9 protein-coding genes are annotated in these 12,312 nt (G+C 69.6%); 4 read left to right on the top strand and 5 right to left on the bottom strand.

Features of this window, described 5'->3' with window-relative positions; translation table 11 throughout:
- Positions 1-25: 25 nt before the first annotated feature.
- On the top strand, positions 26-2,326 hold the full coding sequence (locus G6N30_RS26310; RefSeq protein ID WP_163687820.1) for an ATP-dependent DNA ligase: 2,301 nt from the start codon (positions 26-28) through the stop codon (positions 2,324-2,326).
- Positions 2,327-2,347: 21 nt separating this feature from the next.
- Positions 2,348-3,871, top strand: coding sequence for an HNH endonuclease signature motif containing protein (locus G6N30_RS26315; protein ID WP_163687823.1), 1,524 nt, complete (start codon positions 2,348-2,350; stop codon positions 3,869-3,871).
- Between the two features lie 18 nt (positions 3,872-3,889).
- Here G6N30_RS26315 and G6N30_RS26320 read toward each other — a convergent pair whose 3' ends face one another.
- Together G6N30_RS26320 and rnhA are read right to left on the bottom strand one after the other, a co-directional pair.
- Entirely contained in the window at positions 3,890-5,350 is a 1,461-nt protein-coding gene (locus G6N30_RS26320; protein WP_134055963.1) for an aminotransferase class I/II-fold pyridoxal phosphate-dependent enzyme, read from the bottom strand.
- 36 nt (positions 5,351-5,386) lie between these two features.
- Positions 5,387-5,851, bottom strand: coding sequence for a ribonuclease HI (gene rnhA / locus G6N30_RS26325; protein WP_134055961.1), 465 nt, complete (start codon positions 5,849-5,851; stop codon positions 5,387-5,389).
- Between the two features lie 219 nt (positions 5,852-6,070).
- On the opposite strand from rnhA, the gene G6N30_RS26330 reads away from it, so the two are divergent.
- Positions 6,071-9,067 carry a serine/threonine-protein kinase gene (locus tag G6N30_RS26330; RefSeq protein ID WP_134055959.1) on the top strand — a complete coding sequence of 999 codons (2,997 nt, stop codon included), beginning with the start codon at positions 6,071-6,073 and terminating at the stop codon, positions 9,065-9,067.
- Here G6N30_RS26330 and G6N30_RS26335 read toward each other — a convergent pair.
- The 3 genes from G6N30_RS26335 to G6N30_RS26345 all read right to left on the bottom strand — a co-directional run bounded on the left by G6N30_RS26335 (position 9,060) and on the right by G6N30_RS26345 (position 11,343).
- Positions 9,060-9,671, bottom strand: coding sequence for an FHA domain-containing protein (locus G6N30_RS26335; RefSeq protein WP_134055957.1), 612 nt, complete (start codon positions 9,669-9,671; stop codon positions 9,060-9,062). The genes G6N30_RS26330 and G6N30_RS26335 overlap by 8 nt on opposite strands.
- Before the next feature lie 102 nt (positions 9,672-9,773).
- Entirely contained in the window at positions 9,774-10,724 is a 951-nt protein-coding gene (locus G6N30_RS26340) for a hypothetical protein (protein ID WP_134055955.1), read from the bottom strand.
- Positions 10,725-10,857: 133 nt separating this feature from the next.
- A complete protein-coding gene (locus tag G6N30_RS26345; RefSeq protein ID WP_134055953.1) occupies positions 10,858-11,343 on the bottom strand; it encodes a DUF4383 domain-containing protein in 486 nt (161 codons plus the stop codon).
- Between the two features lie 93 nt (positions 11,344-11,436).
- On the opposite strand from G6N30_RS26345, the gene G6N30_RS26350 reads away from it, so the two are divergent.
- Positions 11,437-12,306, top strand: coding sequence for a class I SAM-dependent methyltransferase (locus G6N30_RS26350; RefSeq protein ID WP_134055951.1), 870 nt, complete (start codon positions 11,437-11,439; stop codon positions 12,304-12,306).
- Positions 12,307-12,312: the final 6 nt, after the last annotated feature.

The raw sequence follows: 12,312 nt of genomic DNA on the forward strand, positions 1-12,312 counted from the left end.
GGCGTGAAGCGGGTAATACCGTGAGGTGGTGGATCACTACGGTCGGGTGCGCCTGACCAATCCGGACAAGGTGCTGTACCCGGCCACGGGCACCACCAAGGCCGAGGTGTTCGAGTACTACGTCGACGTGGCCGACGCGATGGTCCCGCACATCGCCGGGCGCGCCGTCACCCGCAAGCGCTGGCCCAACGGCGTCGGCGAGCTGGAGTTCTTCGAGAAGCAGCTGGCCAGCTCGGCACCCGACTGGCTCACCCGTGGCACCGTGGTCCACAAATCCGGCACCACGACCTACCCGATCATCGACACCCGCGAAGGCCTGGCGTGGATCGCCCAGCAGGCGTCGCTCGAAGTACACGTCCCGCAGTGGCGGTTCGTCGGGGGGCGGGCGGGCGATAACGCTGGCGAACCGGAGCACCTCACGCCCGGCCCGGCCACCCGCATCGTCTTCGACCTCGACCCCGGCGAGGGCGTCACGTTCCGCCAGCTCTGCCAGGTCGCCCACGAGGTCCGCGACCTGATCACCGACATCGGGTTGACCGCCTACCCGCTGACCAGCGGCAGCAAGGGCCTGCACCTCTACGTTCCGCTCGAGGAGCCGATCAGCTCGCAGGGCGCCTCCGTCCTGGCCAAACGCGTCGCGCAGCAACTCGAGAAGGCCATGCCCAAACAGGTCACCGCCACGATGACCAAGAGCCTGCGCGACGGCAAGGTGTTCCTCGACTGGAGCCAGAACAACGGCAACAAGACGACGATCGCCCCGTATTCGCTGCGCGGCCGCGACGAGCCGACCGTGGCCGCGCCGCGCACCTGGGACGAGATCGAAGATCCTGACCTGCGGCACCTGCGCTTCGACGAGGTGCTGGAGCGCATCGAGCAGTTCGGCGACCTGCTGGCCGATCTCGACGAGAAGGTGCCCGTCGAGGACCGGCTGACCAAGTACCGCAGCATGCGCGACCCGGCGAAGACCCCCGAACCCGTCCCGCCGCGCCCGCCGACCAAGGGCAACAACGACCGCTTCGTCATCCAGGAGCACCACGCCCGCCGCCTGCACTACGACCTGCGCCTGGAACGCGACGGCGTCCTGGTGAGCTGGGCGGTGCCGAAGAACCTGCCGGAGAGCCCGGCGGAGAACCGCCTGGCCGTCCACACCGAGGACCACCCGCTCGAGTACCTCACCTTCCACGGCACCATTCCCAAAGGCGAGTACGGCGGCGGCGACATGATCGTGTGGGACACCGGCACCTACGAGACCGAGAAGTTCAACGACCACGCCCCCGACGGCCCGGCCAAGGGCGGCGAGGTCATCGTCACCCTGCACGGCACCAAGGTCGACGGCCGCTACGCGCTCATCCAGACCGAGGGCAAGAACTGGCTCGCCCACCGGATGAAGGATCAGGGCAACCCGACCTTCGAGGACTTCGCGCCGATGCTGGCCACCCACGGTTCGGTCGAGAAGTACACCGCCAAGAACTGGGCGTTCGAAGGCAAGTGGGACGGCTACCGGCTGCTGGTCGACGCCGACCACGGCAAGCTGTGCCTGCGCTCGCGCAGCGGCCGCGACGTCACCGCCGAGTATCCCCAATTGCGGGCGCTGGCAGCCGATCTCGCCGAGCATCACGTCGTGCTCGACGGGGAGGTCGTCGCGCTCGACGACAACGGGGTGCCCAGCTTCGGGCAGATGCAGAACCGGGCTCGCGCCACCCGCGTCGAGTTCTGGGCATTCGACATCCTGCGCCTCGACGGCCGCTGGCTGCTGCGCGCGAAGTACCGCGACCGGCGAAAACTGTTGGAGACGTTGGCCGGTGGCGGCGGGCTGATCGTGCCGCCGCTCCTCGACGGCGACGGACCCGAAGCGCTCGAGCACGCCCGCGAACGCAAATGGGAGGGTGTGGTCGCGAAGAAGTGGGACTCCACCTACCAGCCGGGGCGACGCTCGTCGGCGTGGATCAAGGACAAGCTCTGGAACACCCAAGAGGTCGTGATCGGCGGCTGGCGCGAAGGTAACGGCGGCCGCAGCAGCGGGATCGGCGCGCTGGTGCTCGGTATCCCCGGACCCGACGGCCTGCAGTTCGTCGGCCGCGTCGGCACCGGGTTCACCGAGAAGGACCTCGCCAACCTGAAGGAGACACTGGCACCGCTGCACACCAACGAATCCCCTTTTTCCACAAGGCTTCCCACGCAGGACGCCAAGGGGGTGACGTTCGTGCGGCCGGAGCTCGTGGGCGAGGTGCGCTACAGCGAGCGCACCGGCGACGGCCGGTTGCGTCAGCCGTCGTGGCGCGGGTTGAGGCCGGACAAGACGCCCGACGAGGTGGTCTGGGAGTAGATCGGTTTTGTCGGTGGTCGAATGTATGTTCGAAGTATGTCGGGCAACGACCTCCAGGCCGCGGTGGCGGCGCTGCGTGCCGCCTTCGAGGCGGTGGGCGCCTGTGATGTCGGCCTGTCGGAGCAGCCTGAACTCGTTGCCGCGCTGGATGATCTCGAAACCCTGTGGTGCCAGCTGCCCACGATGAGCCACCGCCTGCTGGCCCGCCTGCAATCCGAGGCGACGCCGCAGCAGATGGGCGCCAAATCCTGGAAAGAGGTGCTGATGGTCCGCTGGCGGATCTCGGGCACTGAGGCCAACCGACGACTCACCGAAGCCGCCCTGCTCGCACCCCGCCAACCCGTGACCGGCCCGGCGCTGCCGCCGCTGTTGCCCGCCACCGCCGCCGCTCAGGCCGTTGGGCTGATCAATGGTGAGCATGTCGAGGTCATCCGCAAGGCGGTCGACAAATTGCCGGGGTTTTTGGACGCGGTAACCCGCGAGCAGTTCGAGGTCACCCTGGTCCGCACCGCGGTCGGAGTCGGCCCCAAAGAACTCAAGGACGCGGCCGACCTCACGCTGTTCCTGCTCGACCAGGACGGCCCCGAGCCCGATGACACCGAACGCGCCCGCAAGCGCGGGGTCACCAAGCACAAACAGCGCGATGACGGCATGGTCGATCTGAGCGCAAGTCTGACTCCGGAAGCATGGGCGGTATGGGAGGCGATCTTCGCCAAATACGCCGCACCAGGGATGTGCAATCCCGACGATCCCCAACCCTGCACCTCGGGCACACCGTCACAGGCTCAGATCGACAACGACCACCGCACCCTGGCCCAGCGTCAGCACGACGCGATGCTCGCGATCGGGCGCATCGCCCTGATGAGCGGCGAACTCGGGCACCTCAACGGGTTGCCGGTCTCGGTCATCATCCGCACCACCCTGCAAGACCTCGAGTCGCGGGCCGGGGTCGGCACCACCGGCGGCGGCACCGTCGTGCCGATTGCCGACGTGATCCGGATGGCCGGCCACGCCAACCACTACCTCGCGGTGTTCGACCGCGCGACCGGATCAGCCCTGAATCTTTTCCGCGCCAAGCGGATCGCTTCGCCGGCGCAGCGGATCATGCTGATCGCGCGCGATGGCGGATGCACCAAACCTGGCTGCACCGTCGGCGCCTACGGATGCCAAGCCCATCACGTCGATGACGACTGGGCACACGGCGGCAACACCAACGTCGACGAACTCGGCCTGGCCTGCGGGCCCGACAACCGCAACGTCGACCAGGACAACGGGTGGACCACCCGCATGAACAACCAGCACGAGGTGGAATGGATACCCCCACCACGGCTGGAGACCGGCCAAGGCCGGCTGAACTACTACCACCGGCCCGAACGCCTCCTCGTCCCACCGCAGGACCCGGACATCGGCGGCGAACCCGTTGCATCGGCGAAGCCGGCTGACGACAGTGTGGCCGGCGGCGACGTGGACTCGGACGCGCCGCGGCCGTCCGACGAACCCGGTGAACCCGGCGGCCCCGCACCACCCGACGTCCGAGCAGCTTGACGGCTACGGACTCGACGGTCACGCCACGACGCGGAAGTGCTGCGCCGTCGCATCCGACGCGTCTGGCAGCGTCATCCCCGCCGCCGCTCCCGAGCGCAGATAGTCGACCACCGCGTCGTTGAGCATCTCCCCGGGGACGACGGCCGGTATCCCCGGCGGATACGGCGTGATCTGTTCGGCGGCAACGCGTCCCGCCGCCTTCTCGGCCGGCACCATCTCGGTCGCTCCGAAAAACGCGTCACGGGGCAGGATTGCCGTGTCGAGCTGGATCTCCTCGGGGGTGGGCAGGTCGATCGGCGGTGGCGGGTCGAAATGGCGTGCCGCCTCCCGCCAGGATGACAGCGCCCCGTGCAGCCGCTCGACGGTGTGCCGGTCGTCGGCGAACGACATCGTCGCCAGCATGCGGCGGTGGTCGGACATCCCGAGGTCCAGCTGGCAGTGCTCGCGCATCCAGTCCAGACCCTGATAGCCCGACGTCCCGGTCGCGGCGATGTCCATCAGCACCTGCAGGCGGTCGAGGTCGTGGGAGGCCTGCTCGCCCAGCAGTTCGTCGTCGAGCACCTCCACGTCGGAAATCTGCTCGATGCGCGCCCGGACGTCGGCGGCGAGTTCGAGTGCGGCACCGAGCATGTCGTGGCCGCGCTCGACCATCTGGCGGCGCCACGCGTCGAGTGCCGCGTACACCATCACGTTCGGGCTCGTCGTCATCAGCAGGTCCGCGCACTTCGACAACCGGTGCGGATCGACGAGATCGCCCTGCAGATGGAACACCGAACCCTGCTCGAAGCCCGCGCCCATCTTGTGGACGCTGACGACGCAGACGTCGGCGCCCGCGTCCATCGCCCAGGTGGGGAGGTCTTCGTGGAACGGCAGATGCGCACCCCACGCCTCGTCGACGATCAACGGTTTGCCGCGGTCGTGGCACACCTTCGCGATGCCGGCCAGGTCGGCGCAGGTGCCGTACGGGCTGGGGCTCACGACGAGCGCGCCGGAGGCGTCCGGATAGTCCTGCCACGCCTGCTCGACCTGCTCCGGCGACGGCGGATGCGAGAAGTGCCGCTCGGCATCCCACTGCGGGGTGATCCACCGAGGCTGGACGCCCGACATGATGAGGCCCGCGACCACCGACTTGTGGCTGTCCCGGCTGAGCAGCAGGCCGCCGCTGTGCCCGCCTGCCACGGCCATCATCGCCGCCTTGACCGAAAGCGAACTGCCGCACGTCGAGAAGAACGCCGAGTCGGCGCCGACGGCCTCGGCCATCAGGTCCTCGGCGTCCGACAGGAAGCCGCCTCGTGACATCCGGTCGTCGAGGCCGCCCGAGGCGAGCACGTCGTCGCGAAACGGATCCTTGCCGAGAACGGCGAGGGCACGTTCGTCGGCGCCGCGGCCCTGACGGTGACCGGGCGGGCTGAAGCCGTAACGCTCGCTGCGGTGGTAGTCGGCCAGCGCGTCGAGAAGGGGTGCCTTCGCCTGATCCATGACACCGGGCTTACCCGCGGCCGGTGTGTTGAACCGTCAGGCGGTGATCGCCGCGGCGGCGACGGCCTCCTGCAAACCGCGCGTCGCCAGCTGATCGGCCAGCTCGTTGTCGGCGACACCCGAGTGGCCCTTCACCCAGAACCACTCGACGCGGTGCCGCGCGCACGCCTGCTGCAGCCGCTGCCACAGGTCGACGTTCTTCACCGGCTGCTTGGCCGCGGTCATCCAGCCGTTGCGCTCCCAGCCGAGCACCCACTTGGTGATGCCGTTGCGGACGTAGGTGCTGTCGGTGTGGAGGTGCACCACCACCGGTCGGGTGAGTGCCTCCAGCGCCATGATCGGCGCAGTCAGCTCCATCCGGTTGTTACTGGTCGCGCCGGCTTCCCCGCCGCACATCTCACGGACGTGGTCGCGCCGGCGCAGCACGGCACCCCAGCCGCCGGGCCCGGGGTTGGGCCGGCATCCGCCGTCGGTGTGGATGACCACGACATCTTCACTCACGCGCCGAGGATAGGCAGCGCAGCGCGGCGCCGGGGGAGTGACGCGCCGGGTTCCCGCAACGAGATCGTCGACGGGCGCGCACGGGCAACATTGCACCGAGTGCCACTTCCCGACATGGTCGACGAAAGCCGAGACAACGTCCGATTCCGGCGTCCGACCAGCCTTTGCTCGGTACCTTGGAGCGAACATCTCGGGTCTCACCGGAGGACGGTTGGCACTATGGCGGGCGGGATAGCGGGCGAGCTGGCGGCCGCCGGATTCACCGACGCCGCCGAGGTGGGCCGCGGCGGCGGGGGCGTGGTCTACCGCTGCTATCAACAGTCCCTCGGCCGCAGCGTCGCCATCAAGGTACTGGCGTCGGATCTCGACGACGACGACCGCGAACGGTTCCTCCGCGAGGGGTACGCGATGGGCGGGCTCTCCGGCCACCCCAACATCGTGAACATCCTGCAGGTCGGTGTCACCGACAGCAACCGGCCGTTCATCGTGATGCCCTACCACGCAAGGGGTTCCCTCGCCCAGCGCCTGCGCCGCGAGGGGCGGATCGCCTGGCCGGAGGCGTTGCGCATCGGGGTGAAGCTCTGCGGCGCCCTCGAAACCGCACATCGGACGGGGACGTTGCACCGCGACATCAAACCGGCCAACGTGCTCGTCAACGATTACGGCGAACCCCTGCTCAGCGATTTCGGAACCGCGCGCATCGTCGGCGGGTACAAAACCGTCACCGGCTTCTTCACCGGCACGCTGTCCTACACCGCGCCCGAGGTGCTCAGCGGAACGCCGCCGACGGTGGCCGCCGACGTGTACTCGCTCGGCGCGACGATCTACGCGCTGATCGCCGGCAATCCCCCGCATGAGCGGAAAGCCGACGAGGATCTCATCGCCCACTATCTGAGGATCACCTCGACACCGGTGCCGGACCTGCGGCCGGAGGGAATCCCCGTCGACGTCTGCGCGGCGATCGAGAAGGCCATGTCGCGCGAACCGGCCGACCGGCACACATCCGCCGAGGAGTTCGGACGCGAACTGCAACTCGCGCAGCGGCACAACGGTCTGGCCGCGGATCCGATGGCGCTCAGCGAACCGGGCGGCCCCGCCGAACGACCCGACGGCGAAACAGCGTCGCCGCCCGATGCCACGCAAGCGCCTGACCCGCGAGGCGCCGACTCCGAGGCTCTCGGCGCAACCGGTGAGATGACGCCGCCCGTCCCCGGCATGTTCGCGCACACCGCGTCGATCAGCGCGTCGAGCCTGCCGTGGGCGGTACCGGCGGCCGCGCCCCCGCCACCGCCGGCCGAACCCCCAGCCGGAGGCGCTGCGCCGAAACCGGACCGGCACCGGAAACTGATCGCCGCGGCGGCCGCGTTCGCGGTGCTTCTCCTCGTCGCCAGCGGTGTCTACATGGTCACCTCGTCGCGGGACGTCGACAGCGATGCGGCGACACCGGCCGGTCAGGCCCAACCCGCCGAGGTGACTCAGCCTGGTTGGCAGGCGATCGCGAACGCCCGGGTGGCCCGCGAGGGGGTGGCGGCGACGGAGGCCGACGGCACGATCTGGGTGTTCGGCGGCGTCGGAGAGGGCAACCGCATCAGTGGACGGCACGAGGGCTACGACCCCGCGATCGACAGCTGGAAGGGCGGCGAGGACCTGCCCGTTCCGGTCCAGCACGCGATGGCCGTGACCTGGCAGGGCACTCCCGTCGTCCTCGGCGGCTGGCGCACCGAGGGCGCGCGCACCAACGTGGCCACGGACCGAGTGTGGCGCGTCGTCAACAGCCGGTGGGCCGAACTGCCGCCGCTGCTGCAGCCCCGGGCGGCGGCCTCAGCGGCCGTGGTCGGCGACCGCATCATCGTCACCGGAGGGGTCGACGCATCGGGCACGCTGCTCGACACCACCGAGATCTTCGACGGCACCCGCTGGACACTCGGTGCCGCGATCCCCACACCGCGTCAGATGCCTGCGGCGGCAAGCGACGGCAGGCTCGTGTACGTCGTCGGCGGGGCGAACGGGTCCACCGACCTCGCGACCGTGGAGGCCTACGATCCGGCCGCCGACTCGTGGACGGCTCTGCCCCCACTTCCGCAGCCACGCAGCGACGTCGGGGCCACCAGTGCCGATGGGCGGCTGGTCGTGGTCGGCGGTCGATCCTCGGGGCAGGTGTTGCGCAGCGTCGCCGCGTTCGACGTCGTCACACGGACGTGGACGGCGCTGCCCGACATGGCCACAGCGCGCCGCGGCATGGCGGTGGCCAGCGTGGGCAGGACGGTCTACGCGATCGGCGGGTCGACGGGTCCCGGCGACGACGCGGTCACCGCATCGGCGGAATCGCTGCGACTCGGCGCGCGCAGACCGCAACCCGCAGGACAGTGGCGGACGCTGCCGGATGCCCCGACCGCGCGGTTGATGATGGCGTGGACCGTGCTCGACGACAAGATCTGGCTCGCCGGTGGCATGAGCCATGGCGAGACCCTCCAGACCGTCGAGAGCTACGACACCCGAACGGGCACATGGCAGACCGAACCCCCGCTGCCGATCCCTCTGCACCATGCGACCGCGACGACATACCGGGGCGAGGTGGTGGTGCTCGGCGGCGCCAGCGACAGCATCGCGGACGCGTCGAAAAAGGTGTTCGCCCTTCGCGACGGCACGTGGACGGAACTCCCGCCGCTTGCGCATGCCCGCGTCGCGGGTGCGGCGGCGGTGGTGGGCGATGAGCTGGTCGTCGTCGGAGGGCAGGATGACAAGCAACTGGTCGCCCAGACCGAGGTCTTCGACGGAGAGTCGTGGACTCCGGCCGCCGACCTGCCCACACCGCGTGAACACCTCGCCGCGGTGTCCGACGGCGACTACGTCTACACCGTCGGCGGCCGGCTCCTGACCGCCGACGAGAACTCCGCGGCCGTCGAGCGGTACGATCCGCGGTCCGGAGCGTGGGAGTCGTTGCCGGACATGCCGACTCCGCGGGGAAGCTACGGCGCCGCGTTCATCGACGGCCGGATCGTGGCCGTCGGCGGTGAGGAACCGACGCGGGTGCTGGCCACGGTCGAGATGTACGACATCGCAAGCCGAACATGGAGCACGCTGGCGCCGATCAGCACTCCGCTGCACGGCGAGGCGGTGGCCGCCGTGGGTTCGACCCTGTACTGCATCGGCGGAGCCGACCGGCCCACGCACGAAGGACCGGTCGCCACCGTCGAGGCGCTGGACTTCACCTAGCGTCGCGCAACTGGGCGATGGTGACCGCGCCGCGCCGCAGCGCCTCGTTGGCCAGCCGGACCCGCCGGTCGCCCTCCGCGGGCACGGCGAACTTGTCGTACAGGTTCTGTAGGTGCTGCTTGACGGCGGCCTCGGTGACGAACAGCTCACCGGCCAAGCGGCGCACGGAGGCGGGCTCGGGAAAGAGGTCGTCGGAGACCAGCGGCCGGCACAACGCCACCAGGACGTCGAGTTCGCGCCGGGTCAGCCTGGGTGGCAGATCCGACGGCTGGGCGGACACCGTCTCCTCGTCACGCGGCCCATCGGTGTCCTGCACCTGCCAGAAGACCATCCGCGACCTGCCGACGCGCACCTCGTCCCCGGACCGCAGGACCCGCTCGGCGGTGATCCGTTCGCCGTTGAGGTAGGTGCCGTTGCGGCTGCCGAGATCCCTTATCGACCAAGCGAACCCAAGATTCTCGAACACGGCGTGGAGTCGCGACACCGTGTCGTCGTGCTCCAGCGACACCGCGTTGGTGGAGGTCTTGCCGAGGGTGACGCGCTGGCCGTCGAGCGTGATCAGCTCGCGCCCAGACGGTTTCCAGACCTCCAGATGCGAAGGCATGCCACCTCCTCTCGGCCCAATTCTGACCCACGGCACGGAAGGTGACCGCAGAACGCGCCGCGGGCCGCCGGGAATCCCGGCGGCCCGCGGCCCACTCGACCGTCACGCGGTGCGACGCCGGCGGGCGAGCGTTTCCAGCAGCGGCGGCCACGGCCATTCGCTGCCCGCGCGGCCACGCGGAGCCTTCAGGAACGCCAGCCCCAGCATGAAGCCGAAGATCAGGTGTCCCACCAGGGTGATCGTCACGGTCGCCGGCGTCAGCGGGAACATCATGTCCTCACCGCGCGGGGCCAGCGCGACCGTGGCGATCAGTCCCGCCCAGGTCGGGAAGACCGCGAAGGCCACGGCGGCACCCACGGCCTTGACGTTCGACCAGCGGTCGATGCCCAGCGCGAACGCGACGACGAAGAACGCGACGCCCAGGCCGCCGCCGTCGCCGATGTAGCGCCACACGTAGCCCACCGCGGCGCTACCGGTGGTGTCCGGCTCCCCGGTGACCCAGGAACCCATCACGGGGATGAAGTCGTCCATCAGGCCCAGGACGTGGACGGCGAACAGTCGCGCGCCGTCGTAGACGATGCATGCCACCATGCCGGCGATCAGCCCCCGTCCGACGATCATGTCGATCCGGTGCGGGGCGAAGGCGACGACGGTCGCCAGGGCGGCGGCCAGCGCGATGATCACCACCGACGTGGTGGCCTGCGGAACCAGCCCGAAGACGTCGACCGAGATGCCCAGGATCGGCATCGCGGCCAGTAGTAGCACCAGCATGACCCGCGCGATCTGCCACCGGCTGGGTGGGACGTCGCTGACCACGCTCAGGTCGGCGTAGCGCTGCCGCACCGTGTTGGCCACGGTGCCGATGACGATGCTGGGCAGCCGCACCGTCCTGCCGGCGGTCGGGCTCGGCGCAGGCCGGCTCGCGGAGCTCAACCGCTGCGTCTCGGGATCCTCGAGCGCGGCAGGCAGCGGCCGGAGCATCTCGGCGTTGCGCATCCGCACTGTCTCGTCGTGGGCCCGGCGAGGGGAGTTCGTCGAAGCTGTCGCAACCATGAGGTTCCTCGATGTCGTCGATCCGAAAGGGGGACGACATCCATCCTGGTGACGCGGTCATCGACGCGTAATCCCGCGGAAGTCAGTTTCTGCTGCTCGCCGGTAAGACTTTCCTATCCGCGCGGCAAGGGACTCACGCGTGGCGCCGGTCGTGTGGTGCCGTCGACGGGACCCGGCCGAGCAGGATGCCCAGCGCCAGCATGCCGGCCGCGAGCCCGAGATGCAGCCAGTTGTCGGCGCTGTTGAACGGGACGAAATTCGCCGGCGAGTGGCGGCCGACCACCAGCCCGTACACCCACAGCGCCGCATAGACGAGACCGCCGCCGATGAGATACCACTTCGCCCCGTTGAAGGTGCCGTGCAGCGCGACGCCGGCTACACCGAACAGCAGGTGCACGACGTTGTGCAGCACAGAGACGGCGAAGATGCCGAAGAGCATGGCCCCGGAGTGGTGTCCGGCGAACGCCAGCTTGTCGTAGTCGGTGGTGATGCCCGGGATGAAGCCCAGGATCCCGACCAGTAGGAAGACCGCCCCGACCGCCAGCGCCGCCTTCTGCACCGGCGCCTTTCCCGCGGTCGGCGCCGCCTTCGGCGTGCCCTGTGTCCCCGGTGTCGCCATCGATGGCTCCCTTCCTCGGATCCTTTGTTTGCCGGTACCCGGTCCGGCGGGGCGGAAACCGATTCATCGCTGCCGGAGCGGGTATCTGCGGACATGCCTTGCGACCAGATCGACCGGACGGCGGGGTGGGGGCCGCTCGCCGGCCTCGCCACCCGCTTCGCGCGGCAGTTCGAGGCGGTCCGGAGCTGCACCGATCCCAGCTACGTCCGACCGGATTGGGCGGAACGCAATGAGCAGTTGGCGCGCGACCTGCTTCCCGTACCGCCCGCGGACTTCCTGTGCCATCCGGCCATCGCGTTCCAGATGATGATGGGCGAGCGCATCGTGCCCTACGAGTTGCCGTACGTGCGCGAACGACTGGGCGACGACGCGCTGCTGGCCGAGGACGCGGTCGGCTCGCCGCCCACGGCCGCGGTGCCCGACACGTCGATCCGGACGTCGCCCAACACCGTGCACCAGCTGTACCACCTGCTGCGCTACGAGGAGGCCTCCGGACGGCGGGTCCGTGACGCCGACACCGTCGTGGAGTGGGGCGGCGGTTTCGGCAGCCTGATGCGCATGCTGGTGCGGTTGCACGGCGGCGATCCGACCTGTGTCGTCATCGACACCCCGGTGTTCACCGCGCTGCAATGGCTCTACCTGTCCGCCGTGCTGGGGGAGGAACGGGTCGTACTGCACCACCGCGCACCGGTCCGACCCGAACCCGGGCGCGTGAACGTCGTCCCGATCGGTCTCGTCCGCGACCTGGAGCTCGAAGCCGACCTGTTCATCTCGAACTGGGCGCTCAACGAGAGCATGCCCGCCGCGCAGCGGGAGGTGGTGGCTCGGCGGTGGTTCGGCGCGGATTCACTGCTGCTGGCCATGCACGCCGGGGACCCGTTCGCGGCGGTCGTGCTCGACCACGGTGCCCGGGCGACGTTGCTCGGCGACTTCATGCCGGGCCAGCAGTACCTCATCCGCTAAGTGCGG

This window comes from Mycolicibacterium litorale (assembly GCF_010731695.1).
Classification (GTDB): domain Bacteria; phylum Actinomycetota; class Actinomycetes; order Mycobacteriales; family Mycobacteriaceae; genus Mycobacterium; species Mycobacterium litorale.

Excerpts from the sequence above, each read along its gene's own strand:
- G6N30_RS26330 (WP_134055959.1), top strand. The coding sequence starts at position 6,071 with ATGGCGGGCGGGATAGCGGGCGAGCTGGCGGCCGCCGGATTCACCGAC.
- G6N30_RS26320 (WP_134055963.1), bottom strand. The coding sequence starts at position 5,350 with ATGGATCAGGCGAAGGCACCCCTTCTCGACGCGCTGGCCGACTACCAC.
- G6N30_RS26345 (WP_134055953.1), bottom strand. The coding sequence starts at position 11,343 with ATGGCGACACCGGGGACACAGGGCACGCCGAAGGCGGCGCCGACCGCG.
- G6N30_RS26350 (WP_134055951.1), top strand. The coding sequence starts at position 11,437 with ATGCCTTGCGACCAGATCGACCGGACGGCGGGGTGGGGGCCGCTCGCC.
- G6N30_RS26340 (WP_134055955.1), bottom strand. The coding sequence starts at position 10,724 with ATGGTTGCGACAGCTTCGACGAACTCCCCTCGCCGGGCCCACGACGAG.
- G6N30_RS26335 (WP_134055957.1), bottom strand. The coding sequence starts at position 9,671 with ATGCCTTCGCATCTGGAGGTCTGGAAACCGTCTGGGCGCGAGCTGATC.
- G6N30_RS26315 (WP_163687823.1), top strand. The coding sequence starts at position 2,348 with ATGTATGTTCGAAGTATGTCGGGCAACGACCTCCAGGCCGCGGTGGCG.